This is a genomic window from Acinetobacter proteolyticus (assembly GCF_000367945.1).
GTDB lineage: Bacteria > Pseudomonadota > Gammaproteobacteria > Pseudomonadales > Moraxellaceae > Acinetobacter > Acinetobacter proteolyticus.
In genome coordinates, this window is record NZ_KB849179.1 from 63,202 (window position 1) to 79,884 (window position 16,683).

A 16,683-nucleotide genomic window follows, 5' to 3' on the forward strand; every position below is an offset into this window, starting at 1 on the left:
AGAGCGATTTATTATTGAATATCCATCTGTAATTGTTTTACAGATGGAATTTGCGTATAGCGCAGTACCAAATAGCCTGCCTCTTGTAGCATCTGGTCGCGTTTTTTATCTTCTAATTCCTTACCAACATGGCTTGGGTCATCTAACTCAATAATCGCCAGCACATTCATCTCCTGATCTAAAACCACAAAGTCAGTCACTTTACGATTAAATTTACTGCGGATCTTATAATGATCACTGGTAATCAACGCACTAAAGGCAACTTGTGCAAGCACGTGGTGCTGCGGAAAGGCTTGTTGTAGTCGACTAAACATTCGCGACTCAAAAGTTGTAATGACAGGACGCGCGAAGAATTTTTGTTTTGGAAAGAAAGGACGTAGGCAGCTAAACAGCAGTAAAGCTGTACTTATGAAGCCAATGCTAAGAAAGAGGAGATGATTTGACTGAAACATATGCTTATCAAAGGGCAAATAAAAAACCCACTCAATAAGAGTGGGTTTTTAGAATCTTGGCTCTCCCACCTGGGCTCGAACCAGGGACCTGCGGATTAACAGTCCGTCGCTCTACCGACTGAGCTATGGGAGAATCTGGAGCGAATTTTAGGGCTTAAATGGAAGTCCGTCAAGTAAAATGAGTATGAATAATAAACGCTTAACCAAAAAAATGCATATTAACGTGCAACTTGATTACATTGTGCTAATTCAGTAGAGCGAGCATTCCAGATTGCACCCGCTGAGTTTTTATAATAACTAATCTTACCAATACGTAAGACCAGACTTTGGCAGGAATCTAAAGAAAGCGCATTGCCCCAAGGGCCAGACATGCTACAGACACGACCATTACATTTCCAGACCACATTGGGTCCATTCTCAATTGGAACAGTCACAGTACCTTTATAGGAAGAACCAGCATACCAAGTGGTTTGGGCGGCGATTGCTGGACTGCTAAGAAATATTAAACACAACAGAAGTTTTTTCATTATATCTTTTCCCTAATATAATAATTAAATTTTGATCTTATATTAAAAGCAGGGAGGTGGTTTAAAGTTATACGATACTCAACAGGAAATGAACAAAATAATCATAATTATTGTTTTAAGCATATTTTGTGCATTCAAAATAAAAAGCCCAGATCATTGATCTGGGCTTTTTAGAATCTTGGCTCTCCCACCTGGGCTCGAACCAGGGACCTGCGGATTAACAGTCCGTCGCTCTACCGACTGAGCTATGGGAGAATCTGAGTGCCATTATAGGCAGCTTTTAAAATTGGTCAAGATAAAAGTGTCATGTTTCTTTCATTTTTGCATCGTATGCTTTTTATTTGCACAATTGCGATAAAGTCAGAAAAATAACTTGAACTTTGAACAGGGTATTGCTAGATTCAAATGAGAAAGAGCGTTTAGATATTCATCTAAACAGTGTGGATTTAACCCTACTTGCCAGCACTAAAATGGCTAAACTGGAGGTCGAAATGACTATTCTAAATATTCAATCTATTTTTTCAAATTTGTCTTTTTATCAACAGCATTATCTCGAAATTATTCAAGATGCTGCGCAGTATTACACGCCCGTTGAGCATTCATTTATAAATACTTTTCCGTTTAAGCAACAAGCCTTGTATCTGGGGGATTTATTGCAATTATGGTTTGGCAATAAATGGAAAATTCAAACGGCTAAAGATCTACTCTCACAAAAAAATACCTTGACTGTCGATGAGCATGCACCTTTATATTTATTTCAACTTGGTGGTGAATTATTTTTAGGTGCAAATACGGCTTTGGCTTGGTCTGTAGTAGAGCAAAAGGTTGTGTCAGTGCAAGTGAAAAGCATTTGGCAATACGCGGTATTTAGTCATTTATGCATTCGTCCAAAAAACTTCCAAAGTAATAAGGCCATTGCATAGGGCTATAATGAAATAGCCCATTTGCTTCTATTTAGGCTTATGGGCGAATGATCATGCAGGTTGCGGTTGCATGCGCATAAAGTTTGCCTTCTGCATCGACAATTTTACCTTCCGAAATCCCTAAATTTTTACTGATATTGATCATGCTGCCTGTCGCTATGAGCTTTTGATTTTTTGGAATAGGGCGGCACATTTTAATATTCAGATCAATGGTGCCATAACCGACACCTGCTTCTAAAAGGGTATGGACAGCGCAACCTGTGACAGAATCAAGTACGGTTGCAGCAAAACCGCCATGAACGCCTCCTAGCGGGTTGAGATGGCGTTGATCTGCTTGTACTTCAAATTTTATAAAACCTTCAGTAACTTCAACGGGTTGCATTGGAATTGTTTCACTAATACTGGCCGGTGGAATATGTCCTTCACACATTGCCGTTAAAAACTCAAGTCCATTCATTTCTTTTGGGTGTTTCATCTTTTTTCCTATATAGTTCTAAAAAGGAACTTGTGTATAACGTAGTCTTTCCATGACAGGCTGTCAATACAGTTCATCGATGAATTCTAAGTTTTACAAATTATTGATTGCGCCATGCTTGCTTTGTTTTATGCTTACGTTAATTCATAAATAACAATTTTGAATAAAAGGTAAATTTATAATGAAAGGACAGTGTGTTTGTGGTGAGACCACATTTGAAGTTGAATTAAGTAATCATGATGTACATGCCTGTCACTGTTCGATTTGTCGTCGACAGACCAGTGGCGTGATTATGACCATTGATGTGAAACAAGGCAGCTTAAAATTTTTAAAACAAGATCATCTCTCTGTCTATAACTCATCGGCTTGGGGTGAAAGAGGTTTCTGTAATGCCTGTGGCACCAATTTATTTTGGCGGACGAAAGATCAGAATTATTGCAATATCAATGCCTTTGCATTGAATGAGTCACCCAAAGATCTAAATCTTGATTTGGAAATTTATATCGATTGCAAACCTGAGTTTTATGCTTTTCAAAATGCGACCAAGAAGATGACAGAAGCGGAGGTCGTTGCACTTTTTAGTGGTGAATCAGCTAAATAGTACTCGTTTTAGGAATCCCAATTTTAGTTAAGGTATAAATTTAAGACATAAAAAAAGAAGCTTCATTGGGAAGCTTCTTTTTTTATTGCGGCAAAAATTATTTCGCAGCTTTTTCTGCTTGAATTGAAGCAATTGCAGCATCAACGCCTTCAATTGAATCAGCAGCCTTTTTGATACGTGCTAAAGCATCGACTAAAACTTCGTCAGCAGTTGCATAAGAGATACGCATAAATCCGCCTAGGCCAAATGCATCGCCAGGAACGACCGCAACGCCAGTTTCTTCCAGTAACCATTCAGAGAATTCTGTGCAAGATTTTAAACCTTTGGCACGAATTAACGGGCGGATATTGGCATAGGCATAGAATGCACCATCAGCAGGTAAGCAAGAAATACCGTTGATGTCATTTAAGCCGTTAACCACTAAGTCATGACGGCGTTTAAACGCTTCAATCATTGGCTGTAATACGTCTTGTGGGCCATTCAATGCTGCTTCAGCTGCAACTTGCGAAATCGAAGTTGGGTTAGAAGTGGATTGAGACTGGATTTTTTTCATTGCGCCAATGATTTTTGCAGGACCCGCCGCATAACCAATACGCCAGCCTGTCATTGCATAGGCTTTTGAAACACCATTGAGAACGATGGTGCGGTCATATAAGTCTGGTGCAACAGTCGCGATATTGTAGAACTCATCTTCCCAGCGGATTGGTTCATACATGTCATCAGAAGCAACAAAGACTTGTGGGTGACGACGTAACACTTCTGCCAAAGCTTCTAATTCAGCTTTGGTATAGATCATACCTGTTGGGTTAGATGGGCTGTTCAATACCACTAAACGTGTATTTGGGGTGATCGCCGCTTCTAATTGTTCAGGGGTAATTTTGAAACGCTGTTCTTCACCACATTTCACGATCACTGGTGTACCTTCAGCGATAATTACCATATCTGGATAGCTGACCCAAAATGGCGCAGGGATAATCACTTCATCGCCTTTATTTAACAAAGCAAGGGCCAAGTTAAAGAAACTTTGTTTACCACCACAAGACACTAAAATCTGGTTGGCTTGATAATCTAGATTATTATCACGTTTGAGTTTCGCAATAATTGCTTTTTTTAAGCTTGGAGTACCGTCTACAGCTGTATATTTTGTAAAGCCTTTATTAATCGCTTCAATTGCAGCATCTTTGATGTGTTGAGGGGTATCAAAGTCTGGTTCGCCTGCACCTAAACCAATCACGTTTTTACCAGCAGCTTTAAGCTCAGCAGCTTTGTTGGTTACTGCAAGTGTAGGGGACGGTTTGATGGCATTGACACGATCAGAGAGACGTACGTCCACGGCATTATTCCTTCTTATGGGATTAAAAAATAAAAAGCAGCTTATCTTAGCTTAATTCGACTTCTTTGTGGCTGAAACTTGCCTGAATCGTATAAAAAGTTACTAAATTTTAAGCTTTAGCGTCATTGTGTTTTTTTACATATTTTATTTTTATAAAAATGGCAAAAATCTATTACAATATGCGGCTAGAAATCTAGATTTCGAGAGAATTTCAATGAGTACCCAACAACCTAAAGCAAAAAAAGCTTTGGTGAAATTGCCATTTCCTATGCCATCTGCTCAGGATGATGCTGAGGATGCAACCCATAATCAGGTCCGTCCAAAACCTGAGCAATATGCTGATCGTACTTGGATGCCTCCACGTGGTACCCGTCGTTCAATGGGTAAGCGTTAATAAAAAAGCCAATCTGTTGATTGGCTTTTTTATTAATTATTGATGACGGTTGAGAGGATGTTGTATTTCTAACTCGCCACGCCAGAGCTTGATGAAATCATATTCATCAATATCATATAACTCCATTAAAGCAATAATCACACTGACAAAAATCATTGCGCCTTCAGAATTGCTATGGAAATTAAAAATCTTGCCATTGAGTTTGCCTAAAATATCGTTAATCTCATGTTCACGGCCACGCCCATAACGATCACGCGGGTACAATTCTTCATTCAAAACAACCAAAGCAATGGCTTTTTCTGCTGCGGTTAGCTTAGTCTGATTAAGTGCCTCTTCAAAAGATTCATAGCCATGATCGAAATAGAATATGACTTCATCTGAAATAAAGGCATGTACTGCATCAGCAGTTAAGTCGGGAAATTGGGAAACCGCGTCCTCTTCGATATACGGGCGAAATGATTCGGGGAAAATCACATTGGAATGAATCCCTTTGAATAAAGGAGCAATTTCAGACACTTTATAACCGGCAATCCCACACCCCAAAGCCGTTAAAAAATATTTCATTTTAGGGTGGTGTTTTGCATAGACTTTAAAGTCTTCTACATAATGCTCAATTTGAGCCAATGGCATTTGTTGTAGGTGTTCATTCAGTGTTGGAATCGCGAATGTTTGTCCAGCCCAACCACGCCCAACGCCTTTTACAGCAGCAAAGTGTTGTGCTGCGACACGAGCTGCGCCACTGTCATGGATACCTGCTAAGTTACTGCCGAAAACAAAGACTGTATCTTCAGGGAGTTCCGTTACGATTGTTTCGTCATGGTATTGGTAAGCCATATTTTTATCATTGAATTTGAGTATAAGTCCATGTTGCAGTTGATTGCTAACAGGGTCAAGCGCTGTTTGTATTTTTCTTTTATTTTATTCGAGCTCAGGTGCCAAAATGATTTGGATCAATCGGTCGGATCAAAATAAATCGTTGAATCATGTGTCCATTTTAATTAAGTGATTAAGTCAAATGATATTTGATTCCGTCCATTCTCTTTTGCTTGATACAGGAGTTTGTCGGCACGTTGCAATGCAGATTTAATTTCATGAAAATGAGCTATCTTGGTAAGACCATAACTTGCTGTCATTTTAATTTCATGATGGGTAAATGTGGTTTGTTCAAGCTGCTTTTTGAGTTGATTTGTTCGATACAAAGCCTCAGAAGTATTGCTCGCGGAAATGAGATAAACAAATTCTTCTCCACCAAAACGAGCAATTAAGTCATTCGAATTTTTGTGTTGCAACATGATTTGGCTTATGCCTTGTAAGATTTGGTCACCAATATTATGCCCCCAAGTATCATTAATTAATTTAAAGTGATCGATGTCTAAGCAAATCAAATAATAAGATTGAGTGGTGAAGATTAACTTTTCACATTTTTCAAAGAACCCTCGACGATTAAGTACTTGAGTCAATGGATCATACTGGCGTTCTTTGTTCAGACGTTGAATAACATCTTGGATGGCGCCAGCACTGATGACAATAGCGAATAGAATGTTTAAAAGAATATTAATGGAGGTCCATAATAACCACCATGTTGACGAGGTTAAGTTGATGTGGTCATGATTAATGTGATCTAAAAAAATAAGATTGATCAAGGCACGGAAAAAATAATATAAGACATTGAGTAAATAGAGAATTAATATCCAGCGATCAAATGATTGACTATGTGGAAATTGCTTGAATACAGCGGGGACTGTAATTAAGCCGATCAGTCCTAATGCCATATTTAAAATAATCAGTCTTAACCATATTTGTGGATTTAAATATGAAAAATAACTAAGGCCAACAAGAGTCAACCCGATAAAAACTAAGGCGAGTAGGTGCCTGAACGGCGCATTGAGTTTCACACTCATTGCATATGCTGCAACCCATCCCCCGAATAAATATAGAGCCGCAGTGAACGGGGCTGCAATCGTAAGTTGTGGGTTGCTCATTAAGCATTGTATTAAAAGTGCAATAGATGGAATTGCATAAGCCAAACCAATCCACAATAAAAAAATATCGGCTTTGAAGATTAAACGGCAGCATATAAATGCCAAGCCGATGAAAAATATGCAGATTGGAACGATTAATATAAAATATTGTGTATTAATTGAGTTCACAGAAAAATTTCAAAGTTCTTGATCTTTTTAAAGTATATATATTAATTTTTTTTGTGTGAAAATTCAATATATTTACAATTATTGGTTGAGAAAAATTGAGATTTTAACACTAAAAAAATACGTGAATTTGATAGTAATTTATTAAATATAATATAGGTCTCTAAAAAATTATATTAAAGTACATAAAGTGGATTGCAAATTGAATTGAGTGACTCCATAAATAACCCATATTCAGGAAAAGAGACGTCTTGTGAGCGAAAACCAACCTTTTGAGTTAGTTACCAATTATCAACCCGCAGGAGATCAACCGCAGGCCATTGAGAAATTGGTCAATGGTATTGACCAAGGTTTTCGTAATCAATTACTGCTTGGCGTAACTGGATCGGGTAAAACCTATACCATGGCTAATGTGATTGCGCAAACGCAGCGGCCAACCATCGTCATGGCACATAACAAGACACTTGCGGCTCAGTTGTATGGTGAGTTTAAAGCATTCTTCCCAAATAATGCGGTTGAGTATTTCGTCAGTTATTACGATTACTATCAACCAGAAGCCTATGTGCCATCATCCGATACCTTTATCGAAAAAGATTCGGCGATTAATGATCACATTGACCAAATGCGTCTTTCGGCAACACGTGCGCTGTTAGAACGTCGTGATGCGATTATTGTGGCATCGGTTTCTGCAATCTACGGTTTGGGTGATCCAAATGCCTATATGCAAATGCTGTTGCATATTGTGCAAGGTGATCGCGTCAGTCGTGATGAGATCATTCGTCGTTTGGTGGAAATGCAATATACCCGTAATGAATTGGAGTTCTTACGTGGTACCTACAGGATTCGTGGCGAAATCATTGATATTTTTCCAGCGGAATCGGATAAAGATGCGATTCGAGTCGAGTTATTTGATGATGAAGTGGACTCGATTCGTTGGTTTGATCCATTGACAGGAAAGTTGGTACGTAAAGTACCGCGTGTGACTATTTATCCAAAAAGTCATTATGTGACCCCGAAAGATCATTTGACACGCGCGATTGATACGATTAAAGATGAGTTAAAAGATCAGCTTAAATTCTTCAAAGAGCATGACAAATTATTGGAAGCACAGCGGATTGAACAGCGTACGCGTTATGATTTAGAGATGATGCAGCAATTGGGTTATACCAATGGTATTGAAAACTACTCGCGCCATCTTTCAGGTCGTGGAGCAGGCGAAGCGCCACCCACCTTGTTTGATTATATCCCTGAAGATGCTTTGCTGATCATTGATGAATCGCATGTGACTGTTCCGCAAATTGGGGCGATGTATAAAGGTGACCGTTCGCGTAAAGAAAACTTGGTCAATTACGGTTTCCGTTTACCCAGTGCTTTGGATAACCGTCCAATGAAATTTGAAGAATGGGAACGGATTGTTCCAACCACTGTTTTCGTTAGCGCAACCCCAGCTCATTATGAATTGGAAAAGTCAGAGCAAATTGTTGAGCAGGTAGTTCGCCCGACAGGCTTGATTGATCCTGAAATTGAAGTACGTCCAGTATTAACCCAAGTGGATGATGTACTTTCAGAAATCAATATTCGTAAACAATTGAATGAACGTGTCCTTGTGACAACTTTGACTAAACGTATGGCAGAAGATTTAACCTCGTACCTGAAAGAATATGGGGTCAAAGTGGCTTATCTGCACTCGGATATTGATACGGTTGAGCGTGTCAAAATTATTCACGAATTACGTACTGGCGTACATGATGTACTGGTCGGGATTAACTTGTTACGTGAAGGTTTGGATATGCCTGAGGTATCCTTAGTTGCAATTCTTGATGCGGATAAAGAAGGCTTCTTGCGTTCAGAACGTTCATTGATTCAAACCATTGGTCGTGCAGCACGTAATGTTAAAGGCAAAGCGATTTTGTATGCCGATCGTATTACGGATTCGATGCGTAAAGCGATGGATGAAACAGAGCGCCGTCGCAACAAGCAAATTGAATTTAATGAATTACATGGTATTACTCCACGTAGTGCGGTACGCCAAGCAATCAAGGAAATCGATACCGGTGAAGTGCTGACAGACGATGAAATTGATGAAAAAGTGCTTGAACAAGCGCAGGCGATTAGTGCTGATGAGCAGCATTTGTTATCTGATCCAAAACTGTTTGCCAAGCATATTGGCAAACTGGAAAAGGAAATGTTAAAAGCCTCGAAAGAGTTACAGTTTGAACAAGCGGCAAGATTACGCGATGAGATTGTCCGTCTCAAAGCGCATATATTGCAATCTTAATCTAGGAGAGAAATCCTCAAAAGGGATACATATCGCAACAGTTTTTGTTCACAAAGTAAGCTATTTTAAATTGCTAACTATATGACTATTGATAACAAATTACTGTTTTGAGGATTTCTCATGCCATTTATTAAAAATTTCCCGAAAGCGAGTTGGCGCCTTGCAAAGATTGCGATTGGTGGGGCGGTCTTAACAGGGTTGGCAGTTGGAACCATTGCTTATGCCCAAGCAAAGCCTTTGCCAACAGTAGATAAAGTCGAACTCGATAAATATTTGGGCGTTTGGTATGAAGTGGCTCGAAAACCAATGTTTTTTGAGCGTAAGTGTGCCTATAACGTTACTGCAACTTATACCTTAAATGAAAATGGTAATATTGTTGTGGATAATAAATGCTATGACAGTGATGGAAATCTTCAGCAAAGTCTAGGAGAGGCATTTGTCGCCAATGCGCCGTTTAACAGTAAATTGCGTGTGAGTTTTTTACCAGAAGTCGTGCGTTGGGTACCTGTAATCCGTGGTGATTACTGGATTTTAAAGCTCGATGCTGATTATCAAACTGTACTGGTGGGTGAGCCACGTCGTAAATATTTATGGGTGCTTTCACGCATACCAAATCCTAAAAAAGAAATTATTAATGAATATTTAAATTATGCAAAATCATTAGGCTATGATATTGGTGATGTTATTTATCCTGAACATCACTAAATCAGCTATACTTGTTGAAAAACCATGCATGCATGGTTTTTTTTATTTTATATAGTAGATAAATCACGTACTTTTTAAAATATTCTTCAAGCAGAGGCTGGAAATGTTTAAAGGAATAGCTTATTCAATTTTGGCTTCTGTCACTTTTGGTGTTCTCTATTTTTATAGCCAGCTTCTCGGTTCCTTAGATAGTGAACAGACTTTTGGTTGGCGAATTATTGCCACCATTCCATTTCTGACCTTATTTATGTGGTTGAGTGGTGATTTATCCCTGATCAAAACTGTGTTTAAACGGATTCTTGCCAATCCCAGCTTATTATTGCTTTTATTTGCCACCTCAGTACTCACTTCGGCTCAACTCTGGCTGTTTTTGTGGGCGCCCATGCATGGAAGAGGGCTACAGGTTTCCTTGGGTTATTTTCTTTTACCTTTGGTTTTGGTGTTGGCTGGGAGTTTTTTATATGGAGAGAAACTTTCTAAGTTCCAATATGTCGCTGTATTGCTCGCCGTGTTTGGGGTTGGACATGAAATATGGCGTTTAGGCAGTATTGCTTGGGAAACTGCTTTTGTTGCATTGGGATATGCTGCTTACTTTGTGCTGCGTAAAAAAATTCAAACCGATCATTTGGGTGGTTTTTGGTGGGATCTTATCTTGATTCTACCAATTGCGATTTTCTTTATTCAAACAGGGGAGATGTCATATCTCAAGTTCTTGGAGCATCCAAGTCTTATTGTTGTGGTGATTGGTTTGGGGTTGTTAAGTGCCATTGGGTTGGGAAGTTATATTCTTGCCAGTCGTTACCTGCCTTTGATTATTTTTGGTTTACTCGGCTATCTAGAACCTGTTTTATTGGCTTTGGTTTCTTTGCTGATCGGCGAAAAAATCGGTGCTGATGAATGGCTGACTTATATCCCGATTTGGTTGGCTGTTTTGGTCCTTGTGATTGAAGGGGCAACACATCTATATCAACAGAAACTGCGTAAGCAACATTTAGAATTGAATCTAAAACAGTATTCACAACGTGTGAATCTAGACGATAAAGAACAAAAAAGCTGATTTGATCGTCAAAATGATCAGTAAAATTGTGATTGCTGTGAGCTAAATCACCGCTATTATGATGATAGGAAAAGATTTTTACCAAAATTCACAAAAATAATTATAGGTATTTTATGAATTTATAGTCAATTAGGACAAAATCTTAGCTCGTTTAACAGCTTTTGATTCAATCTTGATGATAATTCTATTACAATAATGGCGTTTTAAAAATTCACGCCCAGTATATATAAATTAGAGGACGTAACTGTGAGCAAAGAAACAATCGTTGCCCTACACGCTGAACACCAAGGTCGTTGGAAAAACCGTGAAGAAATCGCGGAACGTATGATTACCTTAATCGGTCAATTATACCGTGAGAAAAATATTGTTGTTTCTGTTTACGGACGCTCTTTAATCAACCGTTCGGTTATTCAAATTCTTAAAACGCATCGCCGTACACGTATGCTTGATGTTGAACTTTCAGTGGTAAATACCTTCCCAATTTTGGAAGCGTTAATGAAAGTTGACAATATCGGTTCTGCTGAAGTTGATATCGGTAAACTTGCAGTTGAATATAAAAACCAAGGTGGCGATGTAGACGCTTTTGTTGCACAAGCAGTTGCTCCAATTCAAGGCAATGCAGCGGTTGCTGAGCCTAAAGATGTTGTACTTTACGGTTTTGGCCGTATCGGTCGTATCTTGGCGCGCTTAATCATCAGCCAATCTGGTTTAGGTCGTGGTTTAAGCCTTAAAGCTATTGTTGTTCGTAAATCATCTGATGGTGATTTGGCGAAACGTGCTTCTTTATTACGTCGTGACTCTATTCACGGAACCTTTGACGGTACAATTTCTGTTGATGAAGAAAACGAAGCAATCATTGCAAATGGTCAATTCATTAAAGTGATTTATGCATCAAGCCCAAGCGAAGTAGATTACACGGCTTACGGTATTGATAACGCACTTCTTATCGACAACACGGGTAAATGGCGTGATGCAGAAGGCTTAAGCCAACACTTGAAATGTGCAGGTATTGCACGTGTGGTCTTAACTGCACCAAGTAAAGGTGAGATGAAGAACGTTGTATTTGGTGTGAACAACGGCGATATCTTAGATGAAGACAAGATCATCTCTGCTGCAAGCTGTACAACCAACGCAATTACACCTGTGTTAAAAGTTTTAGACGACAAATACAAAGTATTAAATGGTCATGTTGAAACGGTTCACTCGTTTACAAACGACCAAAACTTAATTGATAACTACCATAAAGCAGACCGTCGTGGCCGTGCTGCAACATTGAACATGGTGATTACTGAAACTGGTGCGGCTAAAGCAGTTGCAAAAGCATTGCCAGGCCTTAAAGGCAAGTTAACAGGTAACTCGGTACGTGTACCTACACCAAACGTTTCACTTGCAATCTTGAACTTGAACTTAGAGAAAGAAATTGATCGTGAAGAAGTGAACGAATACATTCGTCAAATTTCGATCAACTCGAAGCTACAAGGTCAAATTGGTTATACCAACTCAACAGAAGTTGTATCAAGTGACTTTATTGGTTCACGTACTGCGGGTGTTTTTGATGCACAAGCAACAATCGCATCTGGTACGCGTTTAACTGCTTATGTCTGGTACGATAACGAAGTGGGTTATAGCTGCCAAGTATTACGTATTGCTGAACAAATGTGTGGCGTAAGCTATGCGAAAGTTCCTGCTGAAACAAATGCATAATTTGTTCGCACAGCGATAACAAAAAGCCCAGTTTTTAACTGGGCTTTTTTATTGACTGTACAGAATATATGCTGAATTAAACATAAAAATCGATAAGAATAGGGGAAAAGGGAAATAATTAATCAAGGGATAGATCATTGTTGCAGTTCAGACGTTTGTTCGTGGTATTTGCTTTAATTGTGGTTGCCAACTTGTGTGGTGTATACATCGCAATGTGGGTATTTAAGCATTTTAATATTTATATTCCATTGAAGAATCAAGATGTCGCAATTGACTTGCAAGAACCTTTACAGGTTCGGGTCAAAGTTAAAGATGCGCTCAATGTTGATGTGAATGGACGTGTCGATGCCAAGATCCCAATTAATGAACAACTCAATGTTCCACTCACGCAAACACTGACACCACGGGTTTATTTCGATAATGTTGTCCCGATCAGTACCACGATTCCTGTAAAGGAAACGATTAAGGTCAATCAAAGCCTACCGATTGACACCAAAGTACAGGTGAAGATTTTAGGTCGGGATGTCACCTTACCATTGAAGGGATCAATTCCTTTACAACTGGATGTACCGATTGATATTCAGGTTCCCTTACAGCAAAAAGTTCATTTAAAATTTGATGCCCCTGTGCGCACCGAACTCAAGGAAAATTTGAATATTCCATTGAAAGCACAATTGAATGCCAATATTCCAATTCAGGGCAATTTGAATGTTCCAATTACGTCTGAGCTGAATGCCTCGGTGGATGTGAAAAATACCTTGCCTGTTAAAATTGCGCAGGGAGAATTAAAGATTCCGCTCTCAACCATGTATTTGAATCGTGTCAAAGCTCAGCCTGTCGAAGTGCAAGCAGCTCAACATGATGTAAAAGCAGGTGAGTAATGGATATCACCAAATCGCTTAAAAGCTTATTGATCAGTTTTGTGATCGTGACCACGTTGGTGGCGATTTTATTTTGGTTCTATTTAAATATTCAGGCGTCTTTGATTGTTTCTGCACAACAGGCGGATATTCGTTTGCCTGAATCTTTGGGCACCAAGATTCAAGTCGGTGATCATTTAAGAGTGAAATCAGAAGGTCAACTGAATACAGTTTTGGACATTGATCGGACTTTGCATTTGCCTTTAAAAGGTAAGTATTTGGCTGATCTGAGTTTTGAGGTGGAAACACCGATTACCGTGGACATCAACTACGAAACCATGCTGAAAGTAGATGAAGTGGTACCGATTGAAACCAGTACAGATTTGATCTATCAAAATAAATTATTGCCTAAGTTTCCTTTGAGTTTAAATATTCCGGTTAAATTAGATATCCCATTTCAATTGAAACGTACTTATACCGTTCCAGTGAAAATTGTTTTTGATGGGCCTGTTTATTTTGCTTTTGATGAGTCTGTCGATTTACCAGTGAAGCATCAATTTAAACCAAGCTTTTATATGAATGATGCGATTAATATGAGCAATATTTCTTCTTTCGATGCGATCATGTACAACTCGGTACAGCAAACCAAAGCCAATTTAGATATGCAGATGCAATTACCGTTGAAGAATGTCAGACCATAATCCACTCATAAAGTCTGTATCATGAGCCAACTCTGATCATGAAATTGAAGTTTGAGCGGGTAATCAATTTAAAAAAATCAATTTGCTGATTTTTCTATTCGAGAATTTTCTTAAAATGTGGCAAAATAGTCCGCTTTTAAGAATTTGAGGATTGGCACATGCGCTTTGTTGATGAAGCAGTCATTATCGTAGAGGCTGGCGACGGTGGCAATGGCGTAGCCAGTTTTCGCCGTGAAAAATTTGTCCCTTTTGGTGGCCCAGATGGCGGTGATGGGGGACGTGGCGGAAGTGTATATATTCAAGCCGATGATGATACTAGCACATTGGTAGATTACCGTTATACGCGTCGCTATCGTGCAGAGCGCGGTAAAAATGGTTCGGGTGCGAACTGTTCTGGTCGTGGCGGTGAAGACGTTATTTTGAAAGTGCCAGTCGGTACAACCATTGTAGATACCGAGTCTGGTGACATTATTGGTGACTTGGTCGCTGATGGTCAGCGCGTAAAAGTTGCCCATGGCGGTGATGGTGGTTTAGGTAATACTCACTTTAAATCATCAACCAACCGTTCGCCACGTAAGTGTACGCACGGTATCAAAGGTGAATATCGTGAAGTTCGTTTAGAGTTGAAAGTACTTGCAGATGTAGGCTTACTGGGTATGCCAAATGCGGGTAAATCAACGTTCATTCGTGCAGTCAGCGCAGCAAAACCAAAAGTTGCAGATTATCCGTTTACGACCATGGTTCCAAACCTTGGTGTGGTCGATGCGGATCGTCATCGCTCATTTGTCATGGCCGATATTCCTGGATTAATCGAGGGTGCTGCTGAAGGTGCCGGTCTAGGTATTCGCTTCCTTAAGCATTTGGCACGTACCCGTATCCTGTTGCATATTGTGGATGTTCAGCCGATTGATGGTTCTGACCCGGCACATAACGCAAGAGCGATTTTAGGTGAGTTAGAGAAATTCTCTCCGACATTGGCAAAACTGCCTGTGGTGTTGGTACTCAATAAATTGGATCAAATTGCAGAAGAATCAAGAGAAGAATGGTGTCAGCACATTCTGGATGAATTGCAATGGAAAGGTCCTGTATTTAAAACTTCTGGTTTGATGTCAGAAGGAACCAAAGAAGTTGTGTATTACTTAATGGATCAAATCGAGCAACAACGTGAGCGCGAAGTTGAAGATCCTGAGTATGCAGCAGAAGTGAAAGCATTCCGTGAGCAGCTTGAAGCTGAGACACGAGAACAAACCATCGCAGCAAAAGAAGCATATCGTGCCTTGCGTAAAGCTCAGCGTGAAGCGGGTCTGGACGATGATGAAGACTTTGATGATGATGAAGACGAAGGCGATGTAGAAAGCGTCTACATTCGTGACTAGTAAACCGAGGGAAAAATGATAGAAGTGGTCGATGGGCAACGTCAGCTCAATGCGTGTAAACGAATCGTTGTTAAAATCGGATCATCTTTACTCACTGCAAACGGGCAAGGTCTAGATTTAAAAGCAATTTCGCATTGGGCGAAACAAATTGCAGATCTACACAATGCTGGACATGAGATTATTCTGGTGTCATCAGGTGCAGTTGCAGAAGGGATGGTACGCATGAAACTTGCGAGTCGACCCACCGATCTACCCAGTTTGCAAGCTTGTGCTGCCATTGGCCAAATGGGCTTGATCCATACATGGTCAAGTGTATTGGAACAACATGGTATTCAAACAGCACAAGTGTTACTCACGCATGATGATCTTGCAGATCGCCGTCGCTATCTCAACTCTTGTGATGCGTTGCAGAACCTGATTGATTGGCAGGTGATTCCAGTCATCAATGAGAATGACACGGTCTCTACCGATGAAATTCGCTTTGGTGATAACGATACCTTGGCCGCGATGGTTGCAGGACAAGTACAAGCGGAATTGTTGATTATTCTGACAGACCAGCAAGGCATGTTTGATTCTGACCCGCGCAGTAATCCGAATGCTAAGCTGTTCTCAGCTGTTCGCGCATTGGATGATCGTCTGTTTGAAATGGCAGGCGGTGGCGGTGTACTGGGTCGTGGTGGTATGGTCACCAAAGTCCGTGCCGCACGCCTTGCTGCTCGCTCAGGCTGTCCAACTTTGATTGCCAGTGGTGAAAGCGACAACGTATTAGCACGCTTAATGGCGGGTGAGATGTTGGGCACCTTATTTACTACAGACAATGATCGTGTCACTGCACATCAGCAATGGCTGGCTGCGCATTTGCAAACTGCTGGACGTTTAGTGATTGATGATGGTGCAGTTGAAGCGATTAAGCTCAAGCATCGTAGTTTACTACCCGTCGGAGTCAGAGCGATAGAAGGGCACTTCGATCGTGGCGATGTCGTTGAATGTGTAGATAAGAATGGTGGTCGTATTGCGGTTGGACGTGTGAATTTTAGTTCGCGTTCAGCAGAAATGATCAAAGGTTTATCATCAGAAAAGGTCTATCAGGTTTTGGGTGAGGCGCGTTCTTTGGAAATGATTCACCGCGATCATATGGCAATTTACTAAA

Annotated in this window: 17 protein-coding genes and 2 tRNA genes; 11 read left to right on the top strand and 8 right to left on the bottom strand. The window is 40.0% G+C overall.

Annotated elements, in window-relative coordinates:
• Positions 1-11: 11 nt before the first annotated feature.
• From F993_RS0119550 to F993_RS16425, 4 genes are all read right to left on the bottom strand, one after another.
• Positions 12-452, bottom strand: coding sequence for a DUF2726 domain-containing protein (locus F993_RS0119550; protein ID WP_032812378.1), 441 nt, complete (start codon positions 450-452; stop codon positions 12-14).
• Positions 453-509: 57 nt separating this feature from the next.
• A tRNA-Asn gene (locus F993_RS16435) sits at positions 510-585 on the bottom strand.
• Positions 586-670: 85 nt separating this feature from the next.
• Entirely contained in the window at positions 671-979 is a 309-nt protein-coding gene (locus F993_RS16430; protein WP_004652670.1) for a DUF8200 family protein, read from the bottom strand.
• 179 nt (positions 980-1,158) lie between these two features.
• A tRNA-Asn gene (locus F993_RS16425) sits at positions 1,159-1,234 on the bottom strand.
• A 236-nt stretch (positions 1,235-1,470) separates the two neighbouring features.
• Here F993_RS16425 and F993_RS16420 point away from each other — a divergent pair.
• Complete coding sequence (locus F993_RS16420; RefSeq protein ID WP_032812640.1) at positions 1,471-1,902, top strand: hypothetical protein; 432 nt, start codon at positions 1,471-1,473, stop codon at positions 1,900-1,902.
• Positions 1,903-1,939: 37 nt separating this feature from the next.
• Here the strand turns inward: F993_RS16420 and F993_RS16415 are convergent, their stop codons facing one another.
• On the bottom strand, positions 1,940-2,377 hold the full coding sequence (locus tag F993_RS16415) for a PaaI family thioesterase (RefSeq protein WP_004652672.1): 438 nt from the start codon (positions 2,375-2,377) through the stop codon (positions 1,940-1,942).
• 181 nt (positions 2,378-2,558) lie between these two features.
• Between F993_RS16415 and F993_RS16410 the strand changes: the two genes are divergently transcribed.
• Complete coding sequence (locus F993_RS16410; protein ID WP_004652674.1) at positions 2,559-2,978, top strand: GFA family protein; 420 nt, start codon at positions 2,559-2,561, stop codon at positions 2,976-2,978.
• A gap of 97 nt (positions 2,979-3,075) precedes the next feature.
• Here F993_RS16410 and F993_RS16405 read toward each other — a convergent pair whose 3' ends face one another.
• Positions 3,076-4,311 carry a pyridoxal phosphate-dependent aminotransferase gene (locus F993_RS16405; protein ID WP_004652675.1) on the bottom strand — a complete coding sequence of 412 codons (1,236 nt, stop codon included), beginning with the start codon at positions 4,309-4,311 and terminating at the stop codon, positions 3,076-3,078.
• A gap of 214 nt (positions 4,312-4,525) precedes the next feature.
• Here F993_RS16405 and F993_RS16400 point away from each other — a divergent pair, with 214 nt between their 5' ends.
• On the top strand, positions 4,526-4,705 hold the full coding sequence (locus F993_RS16400; protein ID WP_004652676.1) for a hypothetical protein: 180 nt from the start codon (positions 4,526-4,528) through the stop codon (positions 4,703-4,705).
• 36 nt (positions 4,706-4,741) lie between these two features.
• Here F993_RS16400 and F993_RS16395 read toward each other — a convergent pair whose 3' ends face one another.
• Complete coding sequence (locus tag F993_RS16395) at positions 4,742-5,539, bottom strand: A1S_2505 family phage non-structural protein (RefSeq protein ID WP_004652677.1); 798 nt, start codon at positions 5,537-5,539, stop codon at positions 4,742-4,744.
• A 164-nt stretch (positions 5,540-5,703) separates the two neighbouring features.
• Positions 5,704-6,687, bottom strand: a complete 984-nt coding sequence (locus tag F993_RS16390) for a GGDEF domain-containing protein (protein ID WP_004652679.1) — start codon at positions 6,685-6,687, stop codon at positions 5,704-5,706.
• Between the two features lie 418 nt (positions 6,688-7,105).
• On the opposite strand from F993_RS16390, the gene uvrB reads away from it, so the two are divergent.
• The 8 genes from uvrB (at position 7,106) to proB (ending at position 16,682) form a co-directional block, all read left to right on the top strand.
• Entirely contained in the window at positions 7,106-9,130 is a 2,025-nt protein-coding gene (uvrB, locus tag F993_RS16385; RefSeq protein ID WP_004652680.1) for an excinuclease ABC subunit UvrB, read from the top strand.
• A gap of 120 nt (positions 9,131-9,250) precedes the next feature.
• Positions 9,251-9,835: a lipocalin family protein gene (locus F993_RS16380; protein ID WP_004652681.1), complete on the top strand. Its 585-nt coding sequence runs from the start codon at positions 9,251-9,253 to the stop codon at positions 9,833-9,835.
• A gap of 103 nt (positions 9,836-9,938) precedes the next feature.
• Positions 9,939-10,892 carry an EamA family transporter RarD gene (gene rarD, locus F993_RS16375; protein ID WP_004652682.1) on the top strand — a complete coding sequence of 318 codons (954 nt, stop codon included), beginning with the start codon at positions 9,939-9,941 and terminating at the stop codon, positions 10,890-10,892.
• Between the two features lie 246 nt (positions 10,893-11,138).
• Positions 11,139-12,596, top strand: a complete 1,458-nt coding sequence (locus tag F993_RS16370; protein WP_004652683.1) for a glyceraldehyde-3-phosphate dehydrogenase — start codon at positions 11,139-11,141, stop codon at positions 12,594-12,596.
• Between the two features lie 137 nt (positions 12,597-12,733).
• Positions 12,734-13,477 (top strand): hypothetical protein, encoded by a 744-nt coding sequence (locus F993_RS16365; RefSeq protein WP_004652684.1) that lies wholly within the window; start codon positions 12,734-12,736, stop codon positions 13,475-13,477.
• Entirely contained in the window at positions 13,477-14,157 is a 681-nt protein-coding gene (locus F993_RS16360; RefSeq protein WP_004652685.1) for a hypothetical protein, read from the top strand. The genes F993_RS16365 and F993_RS16360 overlap by 1 nt, the downstream gene beginning before the upstream one ends.
• A 158-nt stretch (positions 14,158-14,315) precedes the next feature.
• Complete coding sequence (gene cgtA / locus F993_RS16355; RefSeq protein ID WP_004652686.1) at positions 14,316-15,533, top strand: Obg family GTPase CgtA; 1,218 nt, start codon at positions 14,316-14,318, stop codon at positions 15,531-15,533.
• Between the two features lie 15 nt (positions 15,534-15,548).
• A complete protein-coding gene (gene proB / locus F993_RS16350) occupies positions 15,549-16,682 on the top strand; it encodes a glutamate 5-kinase (RefSeq protein ID WP_004652687.1) in 1,134 nt (377 codons plus the stop codon).
• Position 16,683 lies beyond the last annotated feature (1 nt).